This window comes from Terrisporobacter glycolicus ATCC 14880 = DSM 1288, from assembly GCF_036812735.1.
Lineage (GTDB): Bacteria > Bacillota > Clostridia > Peptostreptococcales > Peptostreptococcaceae > Terrisporobacter > Terrisporobacter glycolicus.
The window spans coordinates 1,125,845-1,152,503 of sequence record NZ_CP117523.1 but is presented as its reverse complement, the minus strand read 5'-3'; the positions used below and the strand labels follow the sequence as shown (position 1 = coordinate 1,152,503).

The 26,659-nt window shown below is 27.6% G+C and carries 26 protein-coding genes and 1 riboswitch; all 26 genes read right to left on the bottom strand.

Annotation, left to right across the window (positions count from 1 at the left end; translation table 11 throughout):
* Window positions 1-13: 13 nt before the first annotated feature.
* The 26 genes from TEGL_RS05720 to TEGL_RS05595 all read right to left on the bottom strand — a co-directional run bounded on the left by TEGL_RS05720 (window position 14) and on the right by TEGL_RS05595 (window position 26,575).
* Window positions 14-775, bottom strand: a complete 762-nt coding sequence (locus TEGL_RS05720; RefSeq protein WP_018589236.1) for a flagellar hook-basal body complex protein — start codon at window positions 773-775, stop codon at window positions 14-16.
* Between the two features lie 17 nt (window positions 776-792).
* Window positions 793-1,563 carry a flagellar hook-basal body complex protein gene (locus TEGL_RS05715; protein ID WP_018589235.1) on the bottom strand — a complete coding sequence of 257 codons (771 nt, stop codon included), beginning with the start codon at window positions 1,561-1,563 and terminating at the stop codon, window positions 793-795.
* 12 nt (window positions 1,564-1,575) lie between these two features.
* The gene (locus TEGL_RS05710; protein ID WP_018589234.1) at window positions 1,576-2,289 is read right to left on the bottom strand and encodes a sigma-70 family RNA polymerase sigma factor; all 714 of its coding nucleotides are present in this window, start codon (window positions 2,287-2,289) and stop codon (window positions 1,576-1,578) included.
* Between the two features lie 18 nt (window positions 2,290-2,307).
* A complete protein-coding gene (gene flhA, locus TEGL_RS05705) occupies window positions 2,308-4,362 on the bottom strand; it encodes a flagellar biosynthesis protein FlhA (RefSeq protein WP_018589233.1) in 2,055 nt (684 codons plus the stop codon).
* A gap of 22 nt (window positions 4,363-4,384) precedes the next feature.
* Window positions 4,385-6,217 (bottom strand): fused FliR family export protein/FlhB family type III secretion system protein, encoded by a 1,833-nt coding sequence (locus tag TEGL_RS05700; RefSeq protein ID WP_018589232.1) that lies wholly within the window; start codon window positions 6,215-6,217, stop codon window positions 4,385-4,387.
* Between the two features lie 3 nt (window positions 6,218-6,220).
* Entirely contained in the window at window positions 6,221-6,490 is a 270-nt protein-coding gene (fliQ, locus tag TEGL_RS05695; RefSeq protein WP_018589231.1) for a flagellar biosynthesis protein FliQ, read from the bottom strand.
* 16 nt (window positions 6,491-6,506) lie between these two features.
* Entirely contained in the window at window positions 6,507-7,175 is a 669-nt protein-coding gene (fliP, locus tag TEGL_RS05690; protein WP_018589230.1) for a flagellar type III secretion system pore protein FliP, read from the bottom strand.
* Window positions 7,144-7,536 carry a flagellar biosynthetic protein FliO gene (locus TEGL_RS05685; protein ID WP_018589229.1) on the bottom strand — a complete coding sequence of 131 codons (393 nt, stop codon included), beginning with the start codon at window positions 7,534-7,536 and terminating at the stop codon, window positions 7,144-7,146. Before TEGL_RS05685 ends, fliP begins: the two co-directional genes overlap by 32 nt.
* Before the next feature lies 1 nt (window position 7,537).
* Window positions 7,538-8,242 (bottom strand): flagellar motor protein MotB, encoded by a 705-nt coding sequence (locus TEGL_RS05680; protein ID WP_018589228.1) that lies wholly within the window; start codon window positions 8,240-8,242, stop codon window positions 7,538-7,540.
* Complete coding sequence (locus tag TEGL_RS05675) at window positions 8,232-9,050, bottom strand: motility protein A (RefSeq protein ID WP_018589227.1); 819 nt, start codon at window positions 9,048-9,050, stop codon at window positions 8,232-8,234. Before TEGL_RS05675 ends, TEGL_RS05680 begins: the two co-directional genes overlap by 11 nt.
* Window positions 9,051-9,069: 19 nt before the next feature.
* A complete protein-coding gene (locus TEGL_RS05670) occupies window positions 9,070-9,882 on the bottom strand; it encodes a flagellar hook-basal body protein (protein ID WP_018589226.1) in 813 nt (270 codons plus the stop codon).
* Window positions 9,883-9,887: 5 nt separating this feature from the next.
* Window positions 9,888-10,394, bottom strand: a complete 507-nt coding sequence (locus TEGL_RS05665) for a flagellar hook assembly protein FlgD (RefSeq protein WP_018589225.1) — start codon at window positions 10,392-10,394, stop codon at window positions 9,888-9,890.
* Between the two features lie 11 nt (window positions 10,395-10,405).
* Window positions 10,406-11,635, bottom strand: coding sequence for a flagellar hook-length control protein FliK (locus TEGL_RS05660; RefSeq protein WP_018589224.1), 1,230 nt, complete (start codon window positions 11,633-11,635; stop codon window positions 10,406-10,408).
* Complete coding sequence (gene fliJ / locus TEGL_RS05655; protein WP_018589223.1) at window positions 11,625-12,089, bottom strand: flagellar export protein FliJ; 465 nt, start codon at window positions 12,087-12,089, stop codon at window positions 11,625-11,627. The genes TEGL_RS05660 and fliJ overlap by 11 nt, the downstream gene beginning before the upstream one ends.
* A 15-nt stretch (window positions 12,090-12,104) precedes the next feature.
* Window positions 12,105-13,412: a flagellar protein export ATPase FliI gene (fliI, locus tag TEGL_RS05650; RefSeq protein ID WP_018589222.1), complete on the bottom strand. Its 1,308-nt coding sequence runs from the start codon at window positions 13,410-13,412 to the stop codon at window positions 12,105-12,107.
* Complete coding sequence (locus TEGL_RS05645; RefSeq protein WP_146053475.1) at window positions 13,409-14,191, bottom strand: FliH/SctL family protein; 783 nt, start codon at window positions 14,189-14,191, stop codon at window positions 13,409-13,411. Before TEGL_RS05645 ends, fliI begins: the two co-directional genes overlap by 4 nt.
* Window positions 14,172-15,230 carry a flagellar motor switch protein FliG gene (gene fliG / locus TEGL_RS05640; protein WP_018589220.1) on the bottom strand — a complete coding sequence of 353 codons (1,059 nt, stop codon included), beginning with the start codon at window positions 15,228-15,230 and terminating at the stop codon, window positions 14,172-14,174. Before fliG ends, TEGL_RS05645 begins: the two co-directional genes overlap by 20 nt.
* 15 nt (window positions 15,231-15,245) lie before the next feature.
* Entirely contained in the window at window positions 15,246-16,784 is a 1,539-nt protein-coding gene (fliF, locus tag TEGL_RS05635; protein ID WP_018589219.1) for a flagellar basal-body MS-ring/collar protein FliF, read from the bottom strand.
* A gap of 22 nt (window positions 16,785-16,806) precedes the next feature.
* Window positions 16,807-17,133: a flagellar hook-basal body complex protein FliE gene (fliE, locus tag TEGL_RS05630; RefSeq protein ID WP_018589218.1), complete on the bottom strand. Its 327-nt coding sequence runs from the start codon at window positions 17,131-17,133 to the stop codon at window positions 16,807-16,809.
* An 11-nt stretch (window positions 17,134-17,144) separates the two neighbouring features.
* Window positions 17,145-17,549, bottom strand: coding sequence for a flagellar basal body rod protein FlgC (gene flgC / locus TEGL_RS05625; protein ID WP_018589217.1), 405 nt, complete (start codon window positions 17,547-17,549; stop codon window positions 17,145-17,147).
* A gap of 4 nt (window positions 17,550-17,553) precedes the next feature.
* Window positions 17,554-17,877, bottom strand: a complete 324-nt coding sequence (locus TEGL_RS05620; RefSeq protein ID WP_018589216.1) for a flagellar basal body protein — start codon at window positions 17,875-17,877, stop codon at window positions 17,554-17,556.
* A gap of 521 nt (window positions 17,878-18,398) precedes the next feature.
* Window positions 18,399-18,506: riboswitch (cyclic di-GMP riboswitch) on the bottom strand.
* A gap of 143 nt (window positions 18,507-18,649) precedes the next feature.
* On the bottom strand, window positions 18,650-19,342 hold the full coding sequence (locus TEGL_RS05615; protein WP_018589215.1) for a hypothetical protein: 693 nt from the start codon (window positions 19,340-19,342) through the stop codon (window positions 18,650-18,652).
* 306 nt (window positions 19,343-19,648) lie between these two features.
* Window positions 19,649-20,710: a radical SAM protein gene (locus TEGL_RS05610; RefSeq protein WP_018589214.1), complete on the bottom strand. Its 1,062-nt coding sequence runs from the start codon at window positions 20,708-20,710 to the stop codon at window positions 19,649-19,651.
* 43 nt (window positions 20,711-20,753) lie between these two features.
* Window positions 20,754-22,721 (bottom strand): glycosyltransferase, encoded by a 1,968-nt coding sequence (locus TEGL_RS05605; protein ID WP_018589213.1) that lies wholly within the window; start codon window positions 22,719-22,721, stop codon window positions 20,754-20,756.
* On the bottom strand, window positions 22,711-24,333 hold the full coding sequence (locus TEGL_RS05600) for a tetratricopeptide repeat protein (protein WP_018589212.1): 1,623 nt from the start codon (window positions 24,331-24,333) through the stop codon (window positions 22,711-22,713). Before TEGL_RS05600 ends, TEGL_RS05605 begins: the two co-directional genes overlap by 11 nt.
* Window positions 24,334-24,358: 25 nt before the next feature.
* Complete coding sequence (locus tag TEGL_RS05595; RefSeq protein WP_338460416.1) at window positions 24,359-26,575, bottom strand: glycosyltransferase; 2,217 nt, start codon at window positions 26,573-26,575, stop codon at window positions 24,359-24,361.
* Window positions 26,576-26,659 lie beyond the last annotated feature (84 nt).

Genomic DNA, 26,659 nt, shown 5'->3' with positions numbered 1-26,659 from the left:
CCTTTTACCTTTCTTATCTTGATTGAAGATTATTAATCATGCCCCACATCTCATCTACAGCTTGTATACCTTTACTATTAAATTGAAAGGCTCTTTGTACCGTAATTAAGTCAGTCATTTCACTTGATAAGTTTACATTAGACATTTCAACATGTCCCTGTCTAATATCTGCTTCCTTATATGCATGCATATTTGCTCCCTCTTTTAAAGCAAATAAACTATCACCAACTGAAATCAAATCATTTGTACCCTCTGTAACATATAAATTAATTCTTCCTACCATTTTGTCGTCTAGGTATATTTGTCCTTCTTTATTTATATTTAATTTACCATCTGATAAATCAACATTTCCTCTATTGTATCCATTAGTGTAAGTAATATCTACTCTATTCCCATTTGCATCCACTAAAGTTCCATTTGCATCTAAACTAAAATCTCCATTTCTCGTAAGGCAATGACTTCCATCAGGTCTAATAACACAAAAATACCCTTCTCCATCTATTGCTAAATTAGTATCTATACCAGTATTTTTCAAAGATCCTTGAACCATATTTCTAGTTGCTTCTGCTATTTTTGTTCCTGTGCCAGTCAAACTACCATTTGAACTATGAGGATTATAGTCACTCTCTAAAGATTTCGTATATAAATCTAAAAATCCTACATCTAATTTTTTATAACCTGTTGTTTGGGAATTTACTATATTATTAGATGCAATATTTATTTTTTCTTGATTTGCAATCATGCCAGATGTGCTAGTACGTAATATATTGTACATATTCTTTCCCCCATATCTTATACTCTTCCTATTTCATTAGCTATTTTATATAGTATAGAATCCATTGCCTGCACTACTTTTTGATTGGCTTCAAATTCATTAACAGTTTCCATAAGCAAAGCTGCTGAATTTATAGAGTCTACATTTGAACTTTCTAAGTAACCTTGCTTTACATTAAAGTTTGTCGCATTAGTTGGGTTTGCACCTTTATAAACTCCATTTCCAATCTTTTCTAATTTATCATAGTTTTGAAAATCAACTACTCTAAATCTATATCTTTCTTGACCATTAATATTAATTCTATTATCTGAACTAACAGACATACTATCATTACCTACATTGATACGCTCTGTAGCTCCAGTTGCATTATTAACTCCTAAAACATAATGACCTGAACTTGTTATTAAATATCCCTGTGCATCAACACTAAAATCACCATTTCTTGTATAATACCTATTATTTTGATTATCCATAACTTCAAAAAAGCCATTACCCTCTATTGCAAAATCCATATTATTTTCCGTTGAAACATTAGTACCTTGGCTATAATTAGTAAATGTATCATCAATTCTCACACCAAAACTCATGTTTCCTAATGTCTGCCTATTTGCTTTTCCATTTTTGTAATTATCATTATTTGATAGCATAACTTCATCAAAGCTCTTACCAAGCAAAGTTTCTTGTTTGTATCCTGTAGTGTTTATATTAGCTAAATTATTAGTGATAATACCTTGCCTAGATTGAAGTGTTAACATTGATGATACTGATGTATATAATCCTCTTAACATATTTTCCCCTTCTTAGTCTATATATTTTATTCTTTTCATCTCTGCTCTTAGATTTGAGATTGCCCTTGTATTTAACTGAGATACTCTTGATTCTGATACACCTAATACTAGTCCAATTTCTTTTAATGTCATCTCTTCATAATAATAAAGTGATAATACTAATTTATCCTTTTCTTTCAAATTATCTATTGCCTTTGACATTACTTCTTGAAGTTCTTGTTTTTCAATAATAGCACTAGGTGATTGTTCTTCTTTTTCTTTTATTGTATCTATAAGTTTAACTTCACTTTCATCTTCATATATGACTCCGTCTAAAGATACATTACTTCTATTCATCATCTTTAATTTTATGTCATTTGCCTCTTTTATAGATATATCCATATATTTTGATATTTCTTCCAAACTAGGTTGCCTATAGTAGGTATTTTGTAAATCCTCAACACATTTATTATATTCTTTTATTTTACTTGTGTAAGTTCTAGAAATAGGGGAATGCCTTCTTATTTCATCAATTATATATGATGAAATTCTAATAGATGCAAATGTTGAAAATTTTACACCTCTGTTTTTATCGAACTTTGTACTTGCATCAATTAACCCCATGACTCCATAACTTACTAAATCTTCATATTCCATTCCAATTCTATTTGTGTAGTATTTTGATGCTATATGCCTCACAAGAGACATATTACTTACAATAAGTTCTTCTTGTTCATGTGTCTCCACTATATATTCCCCCCTTAACTATATACAAACTACTCCTTGAGATTTTATCTGTATATCACTTGGTACTTCATTAAGTGATAAAATTACTACGTTTGGAAATACCATTTCTATTAATTTTCTAAATGGTGCCCTTATTTTTGGAGATACTAATAATATAGGTCTATTATTGAAGCTTATATCTTCAGTTATATTCTGTATATTTTTAAATATATAATTTGTCGTATCTGGATCAATTGCTGGATAAGTTCCATTTACTGACCTTTGTAAATTATTACTGATCATGTTTTCTAATTCTAAAGATAATGTTGCAACTGTCATAGAATTATTTTCATCCACTAAATCTGAACATATACTTCTACTCATTGCCATTCTTACATATTCTGTTAAAAGCTCTATATCACGAGTATTTCTTGCATGATCTGCAAGTGTTTCTAGGATTGTAACCCTATCCTTAATAGCTACTTTTTCTCTGAGCAAGTTTTGGAATACTTTTTGAACTTCACCTAAAGTCAACAAGTCTGGTATTAATTCATCTACAACTGCACTATATCTTTCTTTAGTTACATCTATTATCTCTTTCACTTCTTGTCTTCCAACCAACTCATGAGATTTACCTTTTATTATTTCAAGTAAATGAGTTACCAATATGGTAGTTGGATCAACAATAGTAAATCCACACAATTCTGCTTCTTCTGCCTTTTCTTTTTTTATCCACAATGCATCAATTCCAAATGTTGGTTCTTTAGTTTGTATACCATCAATATCCATAGCAAGTCCCATAGGATTCATACAAAGTAACATATTAGGCATTAAATCATATATTGCTACAACATTTCCTTTAATTTTTATGCTATATTGGTTTGGATTAAGTTGCAAATTATCTCTTATTCTAATTGGCTGAACTATTATTCCCATATCTATAGCACATTGTTTTCTTACTGATATAATTCTTTGAAGTAAGTCACCTCCACTAGCTTCATCAACTAGTGGTATTAATCCATACCCAATCTCTACTTCAATTGGTTCAACATTTATATAACTAGATACATCCTCAGCATTTTCTATATTAGGAGGTGCATCATTTTTTTCTAATATTTCATTTTCTAACTCTCTTTGATTTTCTTTTTCCTCTTTATTTAATAAGAAGGCAATTAAAATTGCTCCTAATCCTAAAGTGAAAAATGATAACTTAGGAAGTCCTGGAATGAATCCCATTACGATTAATACTGCTCCCGTCATGGCTATAGCTTTCGGAATAGACATTAACTGTTTTCCAAATAAATTAACAAAGTTTTCATCACTATCAGCTCTCGTAACTAATATACCTGCCGAAACAGATATCAATAATGCTGGTATTTGACTCACAAGTCCATCACCGATTGTAAGTCTTATATATGTCTGAACCGCATCTGAAAAACTCATGTCTAGCATTATAACTCCTATTACCATACCTGCAAGTACATTTATTAAAGTTATAATTATTCCAGCTATTGCATCACCTTTTACGAATTTTGAAGCCCCATCCATAGCTCCATAAAATCCTGCTTCCTGTTGTAGTTTTCTTCTTCTTTCTCTTGCTGTCTTCTCATCTATCATTCCAGCATTTAAGTCTGCATCTATACTCATTTGTTTACCTGGCATTGCATCCAGTGTAAATCTTGCAGAAACTTCTGATACTCTACTTGATCCACTAGTTATAACTACCATTTGGATAATTACTATAATCAAGAATATAATTACTCCTACAACATAATTTCCCCCAACAACGAAACTACCAAAGGCCTCTATTATATTTCCTGCATAACCTTCCCCTAATATTAATCTTGTTGACGATATATTTAGAGCTATTCTAAATAGTGTGGTAACAAGCAATATTGTTGGAAATATTGATAGTTGTAATATATCAGTCGATAAAAGAGTTAATAGTAATATTAATACTGCAAATGATATATTTATTGCTAGCATTATATCTAATAAAAATGTCGGTAAAGGTATTATTATCATTAAAACAATACCAATTATTCCAAATCCAACTATTACGTCAAATCGTTTTTTATAATCTAATTTTTCCATCTATTTTTAACCTCTTTATTAACTATTTATATTTGTTTTTAATTTTATAAACTGCCACCAATACTTCTGCCACTGCTTGATACATTTCTTCTGGTATTTCCTTATCTATATCAACCTCTTTATATATAAGTCTTGCAAGTGGTTTATTTTCAATAATTGGTATATCATGTTCTTTCGCAACTTCTCTTATCTTAAATGCTACAATATCTGCACCCTTTGCAACTACTATTGGAGTAGAATCTATTCCTTTTTCATATTTGATTGCTATTGATATATGAGTAGGATTTGTTACAATAACTGTCGCGCTAGGTACTGCTTGCATCATTCTACTATTAGAGAGTTCTCTTTGTTTTTGTTTTATTTTACCTTTTACTTGAGGGTCTCCCTCCATCTGTTTATATTCTTCTTTTACTTCTTGTTTAGTCATTTTCAACTCTTTATTATGTGTAAATCGTTGATATGCATAATCAGCTATTGCTATTAAGACAACAGCTAAACATATTTTCCCAAGTAACGATTTTATAAGTTCAATTATGGTATTTAAAAGATATGGAAGATAAATATCCGCACTTTTCATAATTCCTTCAAAGTTTTTGCTCATAAAAGAATAACCAATGTATAATAATATTCCTATAATAGCTATACTTTTAACTAAAGTGCCTAAAGCTTTAAGAGAAAACATATTTTTAAAGCCGTTTATTGGATTCAACTTTGAAAATTGTGGTTTAAGTCCTTCTCCTGTAAATAGCATACCCGATTGAATAAGGTTTCCTATTACACCAAATATCATTATGATAAATCCAATTGGTAAAAATATTTTCATAAATGAAAGTAAAATCTTACTTCCAAGTGAATTTAATATTACTCCACCTTCAAAGTTCATACTAAAACTACTGCTAAGTAAATTAATCATAAAATTTTTAATTTCTAATATTATATAGTCAGACATAGTAAAAATTATCATTAACATAGCTACTAAAGTTATAGCCGTTGTTACCTCTTTACTTTTTGCAATATTACCTTTTTTTCTAGCATCTCTTTTTTTCTTTGCTGTGGGTTCTTCTGTTTTGTCATCACCCATTGATAAGACTATACCTACTGGTCCAAGTGAGGTCATCATATCATTATTTACCATGCTTAAGGTTCCATCTAGTATATCTGGTATTTTATTCAATAAATTATGTATTTCTGTTATTATAAATGGGAGTGCTATCATAAAGAAAACTACACCCACTAGCATTTTTAAAGGCATACCTATTATCATTACATTTAATTGAGGCACACTTCTTGATATAAGTCCCATTATTAAATCTGTAAATATAAGTGATAATATAACAGGAACCGCAATTTTAAATCCTATAGTAAAGCACTGTACAAATACATGTACAATATAATAAAAATTATTTTGTATTAAATTTTCACCTATTTCTATCAAATGAAAACTTTCCTGTATGCCTATTATTAATTTGTGATGACCATTCATACTAAAAAATATAATTATTCCCATCCAATACATAAGATTTTCTATCAAAGTTGCTTGTTCTTTAGTATTTGGGTCGTATATACTACTCATTGATAAACCTATTTGTTGATCTATTAAACTACCCGCTATTTTCAAGCTATTAAAACATAAATTTGTTATATAACCTAAAAGTAACCCATTTACAGTTTCCATAGCTACTAATTTAATTAAGTCAAATGTAGTAAGCACATTTACATCAATATTAACGCCATAGGATATTATAATAGACATTAATATTGAAAAGCATACTTTAAAAGCCTTTGGGGTTCCCGATGGAAATAAAATATTAAGAGAAGAAAAAAATGTTATTACTCTAATAAATATGAATAACATTTTTTACCCCTTTATAACAGCTATCATATTCATGATTTTAGTGGTAAATTTAATAATCTCATTTAGCATCCAGTTTCCACCTAGTGCCAATGTTAATGCTATTACTATTACCTTTGGAACAAATGTTAATGTTTGCTCCTGAATTTGTGTTGTTGCTTGAAATATACTTACAAGCAAACCAACTAACAATGATAAAATTAAAATAGGTCCCCCAACTAACATACTTGTATATAATGCTTCTTTTACTATACTCATTACCATATTCTCTGACATACTACTTTCCTCCTAACTATTTGAAACTTAATAACAAAGATTTAATCAATAAATTCCAACCATCTACCATAATAAATAACAATAATTTAAATGGCAAAGATATCATAGCTGGCGGAAGCATGAACATACCCATAGACATTAGGGTACTTGAAACTACTAAGTCTATTAGTAAAAATGGTAAATAAACTAAAAAACCTATCTGAAAAGCAGTTTTTAATTCACTTATTGCAAATGCTGGTACTAATACACTAAGCGGTACATTTTCTCTATTTAAATTAGTTTTATCTATATCAGCACTTTCTATAAATAGTTTTAAATCATCTTCTCTTGTTTGATTTAGCAAGAATTTTTTAATAGGAACTTGTGCCTTTTCTACTGCCTCATCAAATTTTATTTCTTCATTCATATAGGGTTTAATGGCTTCATTATTTATGGAGTTTATTGTAGGAGCCATAATAAAAATTGTTAATGACAATGCTATTCCAATTAATATTTGATTTGGAATAGATTGTGTAGCACCTAAAGCCGATTTAATAAATGAGAATGTAATGATGATTCTTATAAAACTCGTCATCATAAACACCATTGTTGGTAGAAACATCATAAGTGTTAAAACAATAAATAGCTCTATTAAAGGAGTAAGTTCTTGTTGATTATTTGAAATCATTTGTATTATTTCGTTCATTTTTTATCTCCTTTAACCTAAATTTTTTTATGTCTTTTAATTTTAAATCTATATTATTTCTATTATTAATTTTAACTTCTTCTTGTTTTCTTTCTATTTCTTCTATTTGATGACTTGTAAGTTCTTTTATTTTATCTGTTTTAGTCGATGATGAGATTACAACACAACCTTCATCACCGACTTTTATAACATACACCTCGGTATCTTTATTTAAGTTTGTTCTTTCTAAAACTTTTATGTATTTGTTTTTTGCTAATCCATTAATGCTTGATTTGCTGAGTCTTATAGTTATTATTATTAAAGCAATGGTGAAAGGTACAAATACTATTAAATTTATAATGTATTTTAGTATATTGTCCATTTTATTTCTCCTTTTGCTGTTCCTTAACAATTAATATATCAACTCTTCTATTTATCATTCGATTTTTTGTGGAATCATTCTCTACCAATGGCTTATACTCACCATATCCTTTAACCGAAAATCTTGTTGGATCTAAATTTTTAGTTGAAACAAAATACTTTACAACACTAACAGCTCTTGCAGTTGATAACTCCCAGTTTGATTGAAACTCTTTGTTAAACATAGGCACATCATCTGTATTTCCTTCAATTAATACATCATTTGGTAGATCCTTAACAATTTTTGTAACCATATTTAATACATTTTGACTTTTTTTCTTCAAATCTGCTTTACCAGGATCAAATAGTATTGTTTCATCTAGTTGAAGTACAACGCCCCTATCTTCATCTCTAACTTTGATAACGTCAGTAAAGGAATTTGCTTCAATTGTTTCATTTAACTTTTTAACCAAATCTTCTTGTATTTGTTCTGTGCTTTTTTCATTCTTAGTAGCTATTTCTTTAATATCTGATAGTTCTTCTACTTTAACATCACCTCTTAAAGACCTTTGCAATGCATTTGATAATTCATTTAACTTTTTAGAATCAACAGATGACATTGAATATAGCAATATAAAAAATGTAAGAAGGAGTGTTATTGTATCTGCATATGTATCCAACCACGCATTAGGGTTTATATCATCACCTTTTTTTTTCTTACGCGACATCTCCATCTACCTCACTATCGTCAACTTCTCTTGTAAAGTAATTTTTCTTTTCTGAATCACTTAAATATGTTAATAATTTTTCTTCAATGACTCTTGAACTTTCACCGTTTTGAAGGCTTCCTATTCCGCAAATCATCATTTCCATAAGCTGAACATCTTTTTCACACTTATTTTGTATATTATATCCTATTGGATTAAGGATTGTATTTGCAAGTATTGTTCCGTAAAAAGTTGTTATTAATGCTTTTGCCATTCCTGATGATATAGTTGTTGCATCATTAAGTCCTCCTGCAAGCATTTGTATAAGACCAATTAACGTACCAACCATTCCCATAGCTGGTGCAAAAGAACCCCATAATTTAAATATTTTAGAACTATTTTCGTATTTGCTTTCAAATATATTAATCTGATTTTCTAGTATTTCTTCTATACTTTCAATATCCAAACCATCAATAACAAGCTCTAATCCATTTTTCATAAATTCATTTTCTATCTCTTCAACATCATCTTCAATTGACAATAAACCATCTTTTCTAGCTTTTCTAGATAATTCCTTAAATTGACTAACTAAATCCACCTTATTAGTTCTATTTATCTGCATAGCTACTTTTATTGACCCTGGAATCTGCTTTAGATCGTCTAACGAGAATGTAATTAATACTGCAGCAAATGAACCTCCTACTGTTATAACAAAGGATGGCATATCTATAAATGCCCCTATCCCTGCTTTATCTTGTGCTATTCCAAAGAATAGCACAGCTAATACAAATAAAAAACCAATAGGAGTTAATATGTCTGACTTTTTCATGTCTTACCTCCTCTGTTTTCTATCTTTTTAAATTAATAATTTCTTGTAACAACTCATCACTAGTAGTTATAACCTTACTTGCTGCCTGGAAGGCTCTTGTTGTTACTATCATTTCTGTAAATTCTTCTGATAAGTCAACATTTGACATTTCTATGGCACCTTGTTTTACATTTCCATAAGCTGCATTTACAATAGGGTCTCCAGAGTTAGGTGATACACCATAAAGATTGCTACTTAATGCTTCAAGACCTTCTGGATTTTGAAATACTGCTATTCCTAGTTTTTGAGCAGCAGTTCCTGCTTCTGGGTATTTGCTACCATCTGCCAAAAGATATGATACTTCTCCCTCACTAGATATATTATAAGACAATACTTTTTGGCCATTTTGTTCTTTAGGTATCTGAATAGGTTTTTTATCAGTTCCAACTACTTTATATCCATCTGCTGTAACTAAATTACCATCTTTATCAATGTTAAAAGATCCATCTCTAGTGTATGCATATTGATTTTCACCAATTTGAACAGTAAAATATCCATCTCCATCAATAGCTAAATCAGAACTTCTACCAGTTGTTTGTATATTTCCTTGTAATGTATTTTTAAACATACCACTTACTTTTGTTCCTATACCTACTTGTCCTGGACTTACTCCACCAACGATACCTCCTGGTGAACTAGCAAATATTGAAGTTTGATATAATGCATCACTAAATCTAACATTACTTTTCTTAAATGCTGTTGTTCCTACATTTGCAACATTGTTACCAACTACGTCCATCTTAGTTTGATTTGCCTTCATACCACTTATTCCCGAATACATCGATCTTAACATTTGAATTATTCCCCCTTGTTATCTTCTTCTACATTTGTATTGGTGCCCTTTACCTTAGTAAGCGCTCCATATTCCACTTCTACTAATTCTCCATTCTCAGAATTTCTTACATTCATATATACAACTCCGTCTTTTATATGAACACTTTCAACTTTTCCTGACATTGTCTTAGTAGTATCATATCCTTCTTCTTTAGGCACATATACTTCAACATCTTTTCCTATTAATGCTGATGCTGAACCCATTGCTGAATTTACCAAAAGGCCATTTGTCATTCCTATTAAGTACTCCATACTATCATTAAGAGCCATCGTTTGTTCTAACATATTGAATTGTGCTAATTGAGTTACATACTGAGTCGGATCTTGAGTGTTAAATGGATCTTGATTAACCATCTGAGCTACTAGTAATTTTAAAAATAAATCTTTATCTGTATTATTACCTGAGTCAACAATCTTTGTCCCTTTTTCAGTTACTGTACTATTTCTACCTATACCTGTTATTTCACTCATTTGCTACTCCCTTAAATTAAAATATTTACATTATCTTCTATTACGACTTCTTCCATATCTTCAATCGGTTCATCTACTGAACTGATATTTTTTTTGCTACTCTGTTGGCTTCCTTTATTATTTCTTTCAAATTCTTGATTCAAATTTGATGAGAAGCTATTTTGAGTATTTCCTTTCATTTCAACTGATATATCTTTTACATTAATATTTAAATCTTTTAGATGTTTTGCAATTTCACTTTGGTTTTCATTAACTAAATTGAAAACATCACTTTTACTTATTACAATTGCCACACTAGCTTCCTCGTTATTATTAATAAGTTTAATAGTCATATCACCTAGTTCTCTTGGGCTTATCTTAATAGTTATTTCTTCTTGTCCACTAGATTTCAAATATTTAATCGTTTTAATAATGTCTTCTCCTATATACTCTTGTCTAATTGTCGGAATTTCTTGTCTCGAAGCAACATTTATCAAATTTGTATCTTTATTAATTAGTGGATTATTATTTATAATAAAATTGTTGTCATTATCTCCATTTAAAATATTTTCTAAGGTATTTAATTCTTTATCTATTTTTTCATCTAATTCATTATTTCTAATCAAATTAAGTTTATATGTTGCATTGTTAGTTTCTAGTTGACTAAATTTTTCATTATTAACTATTTTGTCATTAATTCTATTTTCACTATTTTCTATTTCAACATTGTCTAGTTTTTTTATTTCAGGCATTTCATTATCATTTCCTATTTTGTTATTAGACATAATATTATCTAATTTTTTTAACACTTCAATTTCTTTATCATTTAACTTAATCCCAATAGTTTCATTATTAATTATTTCAAACTTATTTTCAAAGTTATTTTTCAAACTTTTTAATATTTCAAATTCTTCACTACTTAGTAGGTTCATATCATTCTCATTAACATTTGATATTATATTAAGTTCTGTTTCATTGGTGTTACTACAAACATTAGCTGAACTTTCCACCTTATCTAAGTTAATATGAACTTCATCCATATGTTGCAAGTTTTCTTGATTATTAAATAATTTCAGATTATTTAACAAGTTTAAAATCAAGTTATAGTCTATATCCTCAGATTTATCACTATCTTCAAATATTCCTTCTAGTACGTTATCAAATATTCCTTGTTCTGTTTCCCCTAAGACATTTTCACTATTTCCTCGGAAATAATTAATAATATCTGCTACATTTGTTGATAAACTCAAATTAAACTCCATATTTACCACCTTTTTGTGAAACATTTACATTATTTCTTATATATGCATAGAGAGCAAACTCATCATTTCTAATTTGTTCTATTCTTTCTTCTTCTTTTTTCACTCTCTCCATTTCCTTTTCTTTAAGAATTTCTAATGATTTTCTTTTTATCTGTTTTTCTATTAGGTCATTTTGAGCTTCTATGACTTTCTTTTCTTCATCTTTAAGTTTCTCATCTGTCAACTTTATAGACTGTGTAAGAGTAGATAAATAGTTTATTGTAACCTTTTGTGAGATTACATCATTAGCCCTAGTAATATCCGAATATTTTTTATAATTTTCTTCAAGTTTTTCTAAATTTTTTTCTACTATTCTTTTTTCATTTTGAGCCTGAGTGTATTTTAACTTGCTTTCATCTTCCTCTTTTATATTTATGTCTAGTAATTTTTCTAGTTTGAACTTAAATTTTTTCAACTACTTTACTCTCCTTTAGGAAAACATATTTATCAATGAATTTTTACTGTCTTCAAATAATGTATTTTCATTTACATTTTGCTTCAAAAAATTATTAACAGAGTCAATATATTCAATTGCCATATCAATATTTTTATTAGACCCTTCTTTATATGCTCCAATATTAATTAAATCTTCTGCATCTTTATAAGTTGCTAGTATATCTCTTGCATAAGAGGCAGCTTGATTATGTTTATCATCTGAAATCTCTTTCATAAGTCTGCTTACACTGTTTAATATATCTATTGCTGGATAATGATTCTTATGGGCCAATGTCCTTGATAAAACTATATGTCCATCTAATATGCCTCTTACTGTATCTGCAATAGGTTCATTTAAATCATCACCATCTACCAATACTGTGTAAAACGCTGTTATAGATCCCTTCTCAGAAGTCCCTGTTCTCTCCATCAATTTTGGTAACATAGCAAACACAGAAGGGGTATATCCCTTTTGTGCTGGTGGTTCTCCTATAGCTAGTCCCACTTCTCTTTGTGCCATTGCAAATCTAGTAACAGAATCCATCATGAGTATTACTTTTTTACCTTGGTCTCTAAAATACTCAGCAATAGCTGTTGCAGTTAAGGCCCCTTTTAGTCGTACTAAAGGTGATTTATCAGAAGTAGCACACACTACTACTGATTTCTTCATTCCTTCTTCACCTAAATCTCTTTCTATGAAGTCGAGAACTTCTCTTCCTCTTTCTCCAACAAGAGCGATTACGTTTACATCAGCTTCTGCTGTCCTTGCTATCATTCCTAAAGTTGTACTTTTACCTACTCCACTTCCAGCAAATATTCCTATACGTTGCCCTTCACCACAAGTCAAAAAACCATCAATAGCTCTTATTCCCGTTGGCATTATATTTGTTATTCTTGGTCTTTTCATAGGATCTGGTGGTTCATTAAGCAAACTGTATCTTTCACCTGATATTATTGTTTCTTCATCTATTGGATTACCCAATCCATCTAAAACTTTTCCTAAAAGGTCATCACTACACCTCACACTTAGTGGTATTCCTTGCGCTACAACTCTACATTCTGGACCTATTCCTGCTAATTCACCAAGGGGCATTAATATTACATCCCCATCCTTAAATCCAACAACTTCACAGTTAATTGGCTCATTTTTATTATTATAAACATGACACAATTCACCTACAAAGCATTTAACGCCTTCAACCTCTAGTGTAAGTCCTATGATTTTTTTTACTTTTCCCTCACATATTACTGAAGGAATATCTTTGATTTTTTTTATAAGTTTTTCAAACTCTATATTAATCATAGTAATTCCTCTTTTATTTTTTCTAATATTCCATCAATCCCCACTATTAAACTGCCATTAATATTATCTATTATTGCATTCCCAGCTTCCATTGACTCATCTTCTAAAACAAAAACATCTCCATTTAACTTATAAGATTCTTTTAGTTCTAATACTTGTTTATCCAATCTTTCTTTATATATAGGATTAACTTTTATAACAAAGTTTTCTCTAAGTTCATATTCTTCAATAACATTTCCTATTAAATTATTCATTGCTGAAACATCTTCAAATTTTTCTCTTAATACTTGCTCTGCTATACTAACGCTTATATTTAATATATTATTTCTATTTTCTTTCATGTAACTTGACACTTCATGATTAGATTGAATTAAAATATTATTGGCGTTATCAATTATTTTATTTGCTTCTTCTTTGGCTTTTTCAACATATTCTTCATATACTTCTTTGTAACCATCTTCATATCCATTTTTTAGCCCTTGTTTGTGACCTTCTTCATATGCCTTTTTTTCTATGTTGCTAACTTCTTCTTTACTCTCTTGTATAATTCTGTCTGCCTCTGTTTGAGCATTTTGTATAATTTGCTCACTCTGCTCTTTTGCTTCATTCAACTTTAACTCAACTTCTTCTTTGATTTGTGCCATTTCATTTTCTCTTTTCATATCAAATTCATCACTTTCAAGTCCAAAGCTAGATTTGTTTGAGTTAACTTTTATTTTTCTTTTGCCAAGTATCTCTACTTCATCTGACTTAATAATATTACACAATAAATTCATCATCTGAGCCTCTAGTTAAATTTATTTCTCCCATGTCTTCAAGACGCCTTATAGTATTCACTATATTTTGCTGTGCTTCTTCCACTTGAGATATTTTTACCTTGCCTAGTAAGTCAATTTCTTCCCTAAGAGCTTGAGATGCTCTATGAGATTGATTTTTAAATATAGTTTCTGAAACATCTTTAGAGGCACCTTTAAGAGCAAAGGCGATATCCTTAACATTAATTTCTTTAAGAATTCTTTGAATTGCAATATTTTCAAGTCTAACAATATCTTCAAATATGAACATGTTAGATTTAATTTCTTCTGCTAATTCATCATTTCTATCTTCTATATATTTGATAATACTTTTTTCTGTTTTTCTATCAACATTTCCAAGTATATTTACAAGGCTATCTACTCCACCACTACTTTCTATTTCTCTTTGCCCTAAATTAGCTAGCTTCTTTTCAACAGCTTTATCTATGGCTTTTATAACATTCGGAGAAATAGAAGATGCTGAACCGATTTTTAAAGATACTTCATTCTTGACCTTTTCAGGAAGTTCCGCTAATATCACAGCCGCTTTATCAGGTTGAATATGTGTTAAAATTACAGCTATGGTTTGAGTACTTTCTCCTTGTATACAAGCTAATATTTGTTCTGGTTCAGCTTTTCTTGCCCCCATAAACAATTTTGTATATGCATCATATTTAATTCCTTCAAGCAACTTCCCTGCTCTCTGGCTTCCTAATGCCTCGTGAAGTAATGATGTAGCACTTTCTATACCACCTTCCATTACATATTCTTTACCTTTGTTTAACTCAATAAATTCTTGTAATATTTCTCTTCTTTCTCTTGCATTGATGGTATTAATATTTGCTATTTCCACGCCTATTTTTTGTATCTTCTTATCTGATAAATTTTTCAATACTTCAGCTGAAGCTTGTGGGCCTAAAGTCATCAATAATATTGCTGCTTTTCTTGCCCCTGTTACACGCCTTACTTTTGGTATATTACCTAAGTCAAAGGCATTTTCTGATTTATTAATTTCTGTATTCAAAATAAACTCACCCTTTTATACATTTAACCAACTATTTATTAAATCTGTAACCCTATCAGGATTTTCTGAAGCATATTTTCTTACTTCTTCTTCCAATGTAATACTTTCCTCTTCTTCATCTTCATTTTCTGATTTCGAAGAACCTTCCATTTCTTCTATTTTTCTATTAATTAATTCTATTTCATCTACATCGTCATATTCTTCGTATTCTTGTTCTTTTTTCTTTTTAATTCTATTCATTATGAAGAAGGCTACTGTGCCTGCTAAAGCTACTGCTAATAATATAAATCCTAATAATTTCATATTATCACTTATACCACTTTCTTCTGATGCTTTGTCGGCATTAGCACCAAAGTCCATTGCTACGACTTTCACATCATCTCCTCTTTTTGCGTCCATACCTATGGTATTTGCTACCATATCATTAACATTTGTTATTTGTGCATCTGTTAATATTCCATCTATTGCAACAGACGCTGTTATTTTATTCAACTCACCTTGAGCTTTTGTTGTTTTTGTTTCTTTTCTTCCAGTATCATACTCAATACTTTCATCTTTGCTTGATGTAGTTCCATCATTAGCACCTGAGACGTTATTCATATTATTGTCTACTGAACCGCCTGTATTTCCTTCTTCAGTAGTTTTATTTTCGCTTCTACTTTCCTTCATAACTACTGTTTTAGGACTTATTGATGTCTCAGTTATCTCTCTATTATCAAAGTTTAAGTCTGCATTTACTGTGGCCTTAACCTTTCCTGCTCCAAATATAGGTTCTAGTAAATTAACAATTGATTTTTCTAGATTTCTACTTAGTTCTTTTTCTGCTTTTAGTGCAATATCTATTCCATTTGAATTTGAAGTATTTCCTTTATCATCAAATAACCCATCTGATAACAGATTCATTTTTTGATCTACTACTTCTACATTTTGCTTTGGAATATTCGTACTACTTGCAGAGACTAATGACATAATCGACCTTATTTGTGATGGTTCTAGTGATTGACCTGCCTTCAAAGTTAGGGCTACAGCCGCACTCCCAGGAGTTCCTTCGTCTGAAAACACAGACTCTTGACCTTGAGTTATGTTGACTCTAGCATCCTCAACCTGTTGAAAAGTCTTTATAGTCTTTTCTATTTCTCCTTGAACCATTCTTTGTTTTTTAATACTAAATTCTTCATCTGTAAGACCAAATGAAGAAGTTTCATCCATCAATTCAAATCCTTTTGATCCATTTGAAATGTTTCCTGATAGCTCAAGCCTTAACTTATCTACTTGTTCCTTTGGTACATAAATACTATCTCCTTCAATCTTCATTTCAACACCTTGATTTTCAAGTTCCTTAGTAATTGAAACTGCATCATCTGATGTTAAACCTGAAAAAAGAAGTTGATATTTACTATCATTTATATACTTAGCTCCAAAGACTAAAGCCAATACAAGTGCTATAATCCCTACTACAATTGCTATTTTCTTTTCTTTTTTAAGTTCCTTAAATTGTTCCTTTTTCTTCTGAAAAATATCTTTTACTTTGCTTATAATTCCTTTAAATTCCATGTGTTTGCTCCTTATTTATAGGCTACAGTTGCACTCCGCTTAATTCCTTGTAAGCCTCAAATAATTTATTTCTTGTTTCTAACATAAGTTGCATTGATATTTGGGACTCCTGCATTGATAACATTACATCATGCATAGAAACATCTTTTCCCTTTACAAGAGCTTCTACCATATTATTTGCGTCTACCTGAGTTCCATTAACTTTATTAATAGCTTGTGATATAACATCATCAAATTTAATTTTTGAATCGTTAATTGGTTGTTCTTTTAAATTTTTGTTCGTATAATTGTTATCTATTATATTAGAAAATATATCAGAATTTATATTTATACTCTCTATACCTTGCATCTAATCCCCCCTTACTTTCCAATTTCTAAAGCTTTTGAAATCATATTTTTTTGTGCATTTAATGTATCTATATTTGATTCATATGATCTCGATGCTGATATTAAATCAGTCATTTCTACTAGTAAATCAACATTTGGATATTCTACATATCCTTCTTCATCTGCATCTGGATGACTTGGTTCATACACTCTATTCATAGGCGAACTATCATTTTGTATTGATGCAGTCTTTACCCCAAGCATTCCTAGTTTTTCATCGTAATTTTCTTCAAATGTAGCTATTTTACGTTTATAGGCATCTCCATTCTCAGTTCTTGTTGTTTTAACATTTGCTATATTAGAAGATATAACATCCATCCTCATACGCTCTGCTGATAAACCACTGGCACTGATTCTCATCCCACTAAAAATACTCATTTATTTACCTCCCTGAAATTATACTTTTTGTCATTGCAATTTTTGTATTAGTTAAACTAACTAAGGCATTATATTGTAGAGTTGTAGCAGCTTGATTTACTTTTTCATTTTCAAGATCGACATTATTTCCATCTTCCCTCATAGATGTATTTTTCTCTGTTTTAACTTCAATTTTGGCATCTTCTAATTTGTCCGTTAATGTATTTTCAAAATTAACATATTTCCTCTCATACCCTACAGTATTTATATTGGCAATGTTGTTTGCGATTACCTTACTTCTCAACTCTGTCGCATCCAATCCCATTTTCATCAAACTGTATATTTCCATATATACCTCCCTAATTTCCTAATTTGAACAACTATCATAATAGTATTTTCAACTTATTTACCCTAAAACTACATTTCACATACATTTTTAAATTTCAATTATAAATCAAATTAAATTCACTATTTTATTTATGTACCCTCATGTAACTTTATTTTTACATAAATATGAATTTTTGACATTTTTTACTATTGCCTCTTCTATTATACACTTTTTCCCGTTATTTGTTTTTAAAAAAATATATTTTTTCGACTTTTTTACCGACTTTTTTTTACATTTTAATTATTTTTTCCATTATTTATTTATTTACTTAAGCTTTATAAAAAAATTATTTTATTTATTTAAGTTTTTTGAAAATAGTCACTATTCTGTATATATGTGTAAACAATAAAAAAACTATCCCAAACAAATAAGGATAGTCACCATCGAAAATATCATAAAATTCCCTTTAATATACACAATATTTATAAAAACTCTTATATAAATATTCAAGGAATAATTATAATAACAAAGAATGTAAATTCTTAGGCAACTGGCTGGCGTAGTAAAATTATATTATTTAAATAATTTATTCTACCGTAGCCCCTTTAGCTTTGCGTCTTTGGATTTCTCCAAATTTGCCAATATATTACTTTTATGTATAAAATACCATATTTCCTAACTTTTTTCAATAAAACCCACGAAAAAAATAGTAATATATACTATTTTTTCAAAAAACAAAGTTGGATTATGAAAAATAAAAAGTTTTATAATTTATAATTAAATTATATTTATATTATATCATAATATCTACAATAATCCCTACAGCTATATCACCTTGAATAAAAACAAAATCAAGAGGATTATTAATTGTATTTTCGCTTATATGATCTTCTGAGTCGCCATATTTTTCTACAATACTTTCAGCACATTCTAATTCTGTTTTATTTTGATTTATCAAATGTTCTAAGTTTAGTAATTTAGCTTTATGTTGAGCAAGCTTTCCCTTTATATCGTTTATCTTTTTAAGACATTCACCTAAAGATTCCAATATCTGTTCAGAATCTTTTAACTCTACTATTTCTGATTCATACTCATCACTTAACTGATTTACTTGCTTTTGTATTTTTCTTATTTTTATTTTTTCCTTAGCCTCTTCTTGCTTACCATTTTCCATGGTCTGTAAATAATACAATTTAAGATCAGTTAATTTTTTTTCCATATTATCAACTTTTTGTTCTTGAATCTGTATAAAAGACACTTTTTCTTGTATATTTCTCTTGTCATTTTTTAATATAGCTGCTTTATCTTTTATATTTTTATAAATATCATTATTGCTTGTCTTACTACTTTTTCTATTAACTTTAATATTTTTAATTTCTTCATTTTGAACATTAATTAACTTACTAACATCATTTTCACAATTTACTTCTTGATTTATTTTCTTGTCATAAGTTTTCAAAAATACTTTTTCTCCTGTTATTATCATAATTTATACCCTCACTATACGTTAAAATAATTTCATAAATATTTACATTTTTATATTATTAGGTAGTTAAATCTATATATTTATTTTTAATGATGTCAATATTATGTCTATGTTAATTATTACTACTTGTAATTAGTGGCATCGTTATAATTTTTCCAACAAATTATAGCTTATATTATATACTACGACATATAGTCAATATTCTTTATAAATTTAAATACACCCAAATAATATCTTATATGATAAGATTCTATCTAGGTGTTTTATTAATTTTATTTGTTAATCATGAATGTTACAATATTAAAATTATAATTTCCCTTTTCTTAAAAAGCTATTTCTTATATAATTTGCTTCTTTTTTTAATTCTGCATATTCTTCATTATTGTCTTTTAATTTTTGACTCATGAATGCTTTCATCTCTTTATTTAGCCATCCCTGACAATTACTATTAAACCTATTTCTTAATTCTGCATATGTAGGCGAATCTAATTCTGGAATAACACCTAACGCTAGAAATGCATGTCCATTGTAGCAATGTGGTTGACTACATTCATATCCAATTGCATTAAAAGTTAGTGGCTTACTAATATCATTAAATATATTATCTAATTCTATTCCACAATAACACTGTCTTAGTGAACCTGTCCCTAAATTAATATATACACTCCAATCACCTGCATAACAAAATTCTTTTCTTTCTTTATAAAATATACTTACTTTATAATCAAATAAGTTGGATTCAAATGTACTCCAAATCTCATTATATTCTTCAAAAGAATAATCTGATAATATATCAATACCAGGTTTTCTATCATCCCTACCTATCGTTATATGACATAAAGCCCCTAATCTTTCTAAACAAATTTTCTTAATATCTTCTATATGAGGTATAAGTTCATCACTAGGTGTTATTTCTACTGTAAAAGAACACCCCTTATTTTTAACTTTTTCGATATTGTCAAAATAATCATTAATTTTATTAAGCCTAATTAACTCTAAATAATGAAAAGAAAATTTAAAAAATAATCTTTTTAATAATTCAGAATCAAGTTCACATATTTCGTCTAATCTTTTTGACACCGTTCCATTTGTAACAACCATGACATAGTGACCTTCTTCTAATAACTCTTTTATTAACTCAATCACTTCACTGGATAATAAGGTTTCCCCTCCTGCACACAAATTTATCAAACATTTACCTTCTAATCTTTCTGTAGACAAAGCTTTTCTAATCTCTTTAGGAGAGTACTTTAATTTTAAAATTTTATTGTTAAATTTACTCTTTTGAGTTATATAACAATAATGGCATCTTAAATTACACATTTCTACAGGAACATAACAGTCAATAAATCTCTTTAGCTTTTCCACAATAATCCCCTCTCTCTTCATATATTTAATCTTGAATCAATTATTAAACTAATTCTACTTCTAAATTTTTATTTAATACATCTTTTAATATCATTAAGTATTTATCATCAAAACAAAAATCATCTTTCTTTTCTATAGCTTCAAGTTCAGTTATAAGATTCTTTATATTATCCAAGCTAATATTATCTGTCATTTTAATATAATTTAATGAACTAATCCATTCATAGCTTTTAATAACTTTGTAATCCAAACTTCTTAAAACTATACAAGGTGTTTTAGTAATCGCTGCGAATATCATACCATGTAGTCTATCAGTTATAACTACTTTTGATTTATAAAATTTTCTCCAAAGCTTAAACAACTCATTTTGTCTAGTTATACCATTCACTTTATAATTTACAACAGTATCGCTTTCAAAAACATCAAATGTATTTTTTATACCTTGTATCAATTTATGTTTATCATTTATACTATAGTAGCTTTCTTTATCTTTTCTAAAAAACACCGTTATATATTTTCTATCTAAACATTCTTTTTCAATATCTAACTTATTATTTAAGTAAAACACAATATCAGGACATAACTCAACTTTACAATTTAGGAAATTTTTCTTCATAATGTTAAATGAGGTTTCTTCTCTCGCTAATAATATAAGGTTGCTATGACTATTATATATCTTCTTCGTAAGATTAAATTCCTTTCTACCTTCTTCATCATCAGAAAAATATATTGTTTGAGGGAATGATATTATAGGTATATTTATTAGATTTGATATTATATGCCTTCTAACTTGTTCTTCCCATATATAGTGATTTCCCATATTACCTCCACCTGGAAGAACTACAAAATCATTTATACCAATGATGTCCTTTATTACATCTATATATAAATATGTATCTTCATAATTTATTTTTATAATCTTATGATGAGGATATTTTTCCTTTAATATTTGTATAGATGAGTACACAATAGCATGATCACCTAAATTTCCATGAGTAGGTATTGACATATAAATAATTTTTTTCATATTTTTATACAGATAGAGTTCATTTTTCCTATTGCTTTTTAAATAATGTAGATCGTAATATAATTCCGGATTATTTATCTGAATTTCTAAATTAATATCTTTTATTTCATTTTTTTCTTTTATTTCTTTGACTATTTCATCTCTCTTACATCTCAAACCTAAAGAGTCACAGAATCTAATACTATTTGAGTAATATAGAGTAATCCATCTTATTAATATTTCCTTAGTTATTTGTTTTAATTTATAATGACAATAGAATTTATAAGTTTCTTCTGCAATCACTTTATTACTATAAATTCTTTTTTCACTAATTGGAGATGTCATTATAGAATTAGACCTAATTCGTCTTATAAATAATTTATTGTTTATATATTTTATTCTATTAGCTTTTATAAAACTTTCAATTGTATGTATTTCATCTTCATGCAATATACCATCATAAAAATACAATTTATTATTTTCTATATATTTACGTCTATATAAATTAAGCCATACTGGTGATCTATATCCTCCTTTTTCATTTGAGTAAATATAAAATTCTTCACCATCCATTACCCTTGATTCTAATATATTACTCCTATCATAATTTTCAGCTACAACATTATCACTATACTCATCATCAATGAAGCATTCAGCATCAAATGTCAGTATATCTAACTTATTTGTTTTCGCTTCTACGTAACAGATTTCCATTGCTTTTAAGTCAATATAATCATCACTATCTAGAAAATATATGTATTCTCCCTTTGCTATTTTTAAACCGCAATTTCTGGCACTACTAAGACCCTTATTCTCTTGATTTATTATTTTTATATTGCTGTAGTTTTTTTTATAATTATTAAGTATCTCTTCACTTGAATCTGTTGATCCATCATTAATACATATTATCTCAATATCCTTTAGCGTTTGGCTAACGGCACTATCTAAACATTCTTCTAAATATTTTTCCACATTATAAACAGGTATTATTATACTAACTTTCATGTACGCACTCCTTATTATCATATAGACATTCAATTAATGATTTGTATGCATCATAATATATTTCATATTCATCATTTCCCATAGCATACATTAGATAAGCTACGTTTCTATTTAATAGCGGAGAATTAACTAAATTGGTACTTTGAGATAATACATTTATATATTTGTCATATGCTCTATCAAATTGATTTAACTCAAAATAATAATTTGCAATCTTATACTCTAAATGCTGATCAGACATTTCATCTACTTTTTTATAGTTTTTTATAGACAAATTAGCTATAAATTCTATTAAATCATATTCTTTTGCAGCATTTAAATACATTAATTCTACTTTAATAACATCACTACAATGCTCACTATTTATTGCCAATGCACATAAATTTAAATAATCTTTATTTTCAGCCAACAAACTTAAGTATATTTGATACATTTCCTCTGTTTTGTATTTATCATAAATATATTTTGCTATTTCTATATAATCTTCTATATTCTCACATCCAGCTGCTAGTATATATAGTGACTTTTCATATTCATTTTCTGTTTCTGCAATCTTTTCTTTTAATCTATCATGAGAATTCATTAAATATTTTATATTTGTTTCACCTATTAAATTTGATATATCAAATTCAGTTTCACTATTATCAATATAATACGTATTATTTCTTTTTTCTATTATTGTCTTATAATTAAATACCATCACATCATTAGTTAGTATTAAATCACAGTTATCGCACATTTCTTTATCAAAATATATATTTATATTATGATTTATACAATCATTTTTATCAGTATAGATATTACTATTTGTATAATATACTACTTTAGCGTAATCTTTTTGATTAAGTGAAATTTGTGCCTTATCAATATCTCCACATATTATTACACAGTTCTCATGTCTTCTAATTGTATACTCAAGTATTTCGCTATATTTATTTGAATTTATTTCATATATATTAATACCATCTTTTATAAATTTATTTTCATATTGTATCTCGTTATTTTCTATTATCTGTATAATATTATTATTTTGCTTTCTTAGTTTATTGAATATAACATCGTCTTCAGCTATACCTAAAGTAATAATTGTTAAAATATCCGAAGTATTTTTTTCCATTTCATTTAATTGATTTATTGTATTCTTAATTTCCTCTATTAATTCTTCATCATTTGTTATATTTAAGCATTCCATATAATACTTAACCGCTTCTTCTTTATTTCCTGTTAATATATTAATATATGCCATATTATATAATAAATCCACATTATCTTTATCTATTTCAAGACCATGTTTAAAATATTCATATGCGTCTTCTAAATTTCCTTCCTGCATGCAAATTATACCATCCATACTGTAAATGGTAATATCATCCTTAATTATATCTTTATATTGTTCCAATAGTTCTTTTGCTTGACTTAATTTATTCTCATTTATTAATTCTTCTATACTCTTTTTTACTGTTTTTATATATATATCTAACTCTTTTTCACTTTTTTCTTTCTCTTCTTTCTTTTTTGATAAATGTTTTTGAATAAAGTATTCTGCTATCATTTCATCTAATTCTTGATCATTTTTTATTATAGTTTCTCTTATCTGATTTAACGTAATCATATCCCCAAACTCCTTTAGTAACATTTTAACTTTCTATCAATAGTTTAATCTTTTCTTTAGCTTCTAAAATTAATTTATCATCTTCACTAGTATTTATTATTTTATCGTAAAACATTATTGCCTCTTTTTTTTCATGCTTCACTTCTTTCAAATAAGCTATATTAAAAATTGTATTTACATTTGAACAATCTAAAATAAACGATTTTTTCAATAGTATTTCTGATTTTTCGTAATTATTATTTAATAAATATATAATAGCTTTCATATTTAATACTTCACAATCCTCGTAGTACATGGTTTCATACTCATTTATCATAGTCAATGCATCATTTATATTTCCTAGTTTTATATTATTTTCAATAAGTGACTTGTACTGTTTCTTAAGTTCTTTTATTTCTCTACTTTCATTAAATGCTTTACTGAATTTATCAATCAGTATTTGTATTGATTTTTTATATTGTTCATTATCTGTAATTAATATTTTTATTTCCTTTATATATTTTATAGGATCTTTTTCTTTCAATTTTTGTATTGAATTAACCTTAACCACAAACTCCTCTTCTTTATCTTTTAATAAATATATTATTTCTTCATCTGATAAATTTTTATTATATACTTGTTTTATAAAATTATATCTATACGTTATATACATATAAAATATTTTTTCGTACTTTTCATTATCAAAACTTCCACCTTCTAATAAAGCTTTCAACAGACAACTATATATATTTAATTTATTTAAATTTAATGTATTAGGTTCTTTTAAGAGCCAATTATATAATTGCAACAAACAATCTCGATTATTACAAATTATATAATTAAAATAATCTTGCATATATGAGTAACTTACATTTTGTAATAATGCTAATATGTCTAAATTATTATTAATAGCATAATATATAATATCACCATAATATGATTGCTTTCCGATTAATAATAAATTATTTAATTCTTTTACTGTGAATTGTTCTCCTAATCTCACTTTATTTAACGAACCATAATTATTTTCGATATTTGATAAAGCTTTATATAGTTCGATTTTATCAATTTCTTTTATTTTTAATATTATTTTTTCTAAGCTAGATTCTAGGTATTTTGTATCTATTATTGATGACATTTTGTTTTTGTATATATTCAATATTTTATCTACTTCATTTACATGATATAAACTTTCAAATAAAATATCATATACATCTTTCATTTCTTCAAAATCCATATTTTTATATTTTTCAATTACTTGATTATATCGTTTTAAATAGTAACAATTTTTAAGTATATTCTTTTGTGCATTTTCTTTTAATCCTATAGTTATTCCATCAGCATATATACTATTTGCTTGTATTGATATCTCATAATTATCTACTAAATATATATATCTTTCATAGCTATTTAAACTTTCTTCATACTTATATAAGAAACTTTGACTAAGTGCCAAGAAATAATATATATCTATATTTTTATCATCCTTTTTTTGCAAATATTCTAAACAAATTTTTTCACACTTATCAAATTGTTTTAATTCAATATAAAATTTTGCTAAATTAGAATAAGCATATGACGGTATATTTTCCCATGACCTATATAAATTCATAGATTTTTCCATATAATATAGTGCTTCTTCTTTTTTGTTTATTGCCATAAAATTTTTACCTAATTGAAAATTTATATATGGATTATTAGGATTTTTTTTTAATTCTTTTAATAAAATTTTTTCATTTCTCTTAAGCTTCTTATTTTTAAATTCCTCATCTACATATAGATAACCATAATGATTAAATACAGCTATATTGTTGTATATAGGTTCTTTATACATAGGTTGTTCATGTATTGCCCCCTCATATCCAAAACCTTTTCTTTTAAATAATCTTAGATTTACAGATTTGCTATAAGATTTACCATCTTCAGAGTTTATATTTTTTAACTCTACAGATGCTGAGTTATATTTTTTATGTAAACCTGTTTTGAAAAAACTAATCATTTTTTCACATTCTATTAGCTCTTCATCTGCATCTAAAATAAGTATCCATTCACCATTTGCATAACTTATTGATTTATTCCTCATATCAGCAAAGTTATCATTCCACGATTCAAAATAAACTTTATCAGTATATAATTTAGCTATTTCAACACTTTTATCTATAGATCCTGTATCTAGTATTATTAATTCATTTTCAACTTCTTCTCTTATTTTATTTAATGCTTTTAATGTTTTGCCTAAAAATTTTTCTTCATTCTTTATCATCAACACTATGCTTAATAACATATTATTCTTCCTTTCAAGCTAATTAACTTTAAAAATAAAGAGTAAAGCATACGCTTTACCCTC

Excerpts from the sequence above, each read along its gene's own strand:
- fliE (WP_018589218.1), bottom strand. The coding sequence starts at position 17,133 with ATGCAAGGTATAGAGAGTATAAATATAAATTCTGATATATTTTCTAAT.
- TEGL_RS05670 (WP_018589226.1), bottom strand. The coding sequence starts at position 9,882 with ATGTTAAGATCGATGTATTCGGGAATAAGTGGTATGAAGGCAAATCAA.
- TEGL_RS05715 (WP_018589235.1), bottom strand. The coding sequence starts at position 1,563 with ATGTTAAGAGGATTATATACATCAGTATCATCAATGTTAACACTTCAA.
- TEGL_RS05660 (WP_018589224.1), bottom strand. The coding sequence starts at position 11,635 with ATGGAGTTTAATTTGAGTTTATCAACAAATGTAGCAGATATTATTAAT.
- TEGL_RS05700 (WP_018589232.1), bottom strand. The coding sequence starts at position 6,217 with ATGTTATTCATATTTATTAGAGTAATAACATTTTTTTCTTCTCTTAAT.
- TEGL_RS05675 (WP_018589227.1), bottom strand. The coding sequence starts at position 9,050 with ATGAAAAAGTCAGACATATTAACTCCTATTGGTTTTTTATTTGTATTA.
- TEGL_RS05665 (WP_018589225.1), bottom strand. The coding sequence starts at position 10,394 with ATGAGTGAAATAACAGGTATAGGTAGAAATAGTACAGTAACTGAAAAA.
- TEGL_RS05720 (WP_018589236.1), bottom strand. The coding sequence starts at position 775 with ATGTACAATATATTACGTACTAGCACATCTGGCATGATTGCAAATCAA.
- fliI (WP_018589222.1), bottom strand. The coding sequence starts at position 13,412 with ATGATTAATATAGAGTTTGAAAAACTTATAAAAAAAATCAAAGATATT.
- TEGL_RS05645 (WP_146053475.1), bottom strand. The coding sequence starts at position 14,191 with ATGATGAATTTATTGTGTAATATTATTAAGTCAGATGAAGTAGAGATA.
- TEGL_RS05615 (WP_018589215.1), bottom strand. The coding sequence starts at position 19,342 with ATGATAATAACAGGAGAAAAAGTATTTTTGAAAACTTATGACAAGAAA.
- flhA (WP_018589233.1), bottom strand. The coding sequence starts at position 4,362 with ATGGAAAAATTAGATTATAAAAAACGATTTGACGTAATAGTTGGATTT.
- TEGL_RS05680 (WP_018589228.1), bottom strand. The coding sequence starts at position 8,242 with ATGTCGCGTAAGAAAAAAAAAGGTGATGATATAAACCCTAATGCGTGG.
- fliQ (WP_018589231.1), bottom strand. The coding sequence starts at position 6,490 with ATGTCAGAGAATATGGTAATGAGTATAGTAAAAGAAGCATTATATACA.
- flgC (WP_018589217.1), bottom strand. The coding sequence starts at position 17,549 with ATGAGTATTTTTAGTGGGATGAGAATCAGTGCCAGTGGTTTATCAGCA.
- fliP (WP_018589230.1), bottom strand. The coding sequence starts at position 7,175 with ATGAACGAAATAATACAAATGATTTCAAATAATCAACAAGAACTTACT.
- TEGL_RS05685 (WP_018589229.1), bottom strand. The coding sequence starts at position 7,536 with ATGGACAATATACTAAAATACATTATAAATTTAATAGTATTTGTACCT.
- fliF (WP_018589219.1), bottom strand. The coding sequence starts at position 16,784 with ATGGAATTTAAAGGAATTATAAGCAAAGTAAAAGATATTTTTCAGAAG.
- TEGL_RS05595 (WP_338460416.1), bottom strand. The coding sequence starts at position 26,575 with ATGATAAAGAATGAAGAAAAATTTTTAGGCAAAACATTAAAAGCATTA.
- TEGL_RS05605 (WP_018589213.1), bottom strand. The coding sequence starts at position 22,721 with ATGAAAGTTAGTATAATAATACCTGTTTATAATGTGGAAAAATATTTA.
- TEGL_RS05600 (WP_018589212.1), bottom strand. The coding sequence starts at position 24,333 with ATGATTACGTTAAATCAGATAAGAGAAACTATAATAAAAAATGATCAA.
- TEGL_RS05620 (WP_018589216.1), bottom strand. The coding sequence starts at position 17,877 with ATGGAAATATACAGTTTGATGAAAATGGGATTGGATGCGACAGAGTTG.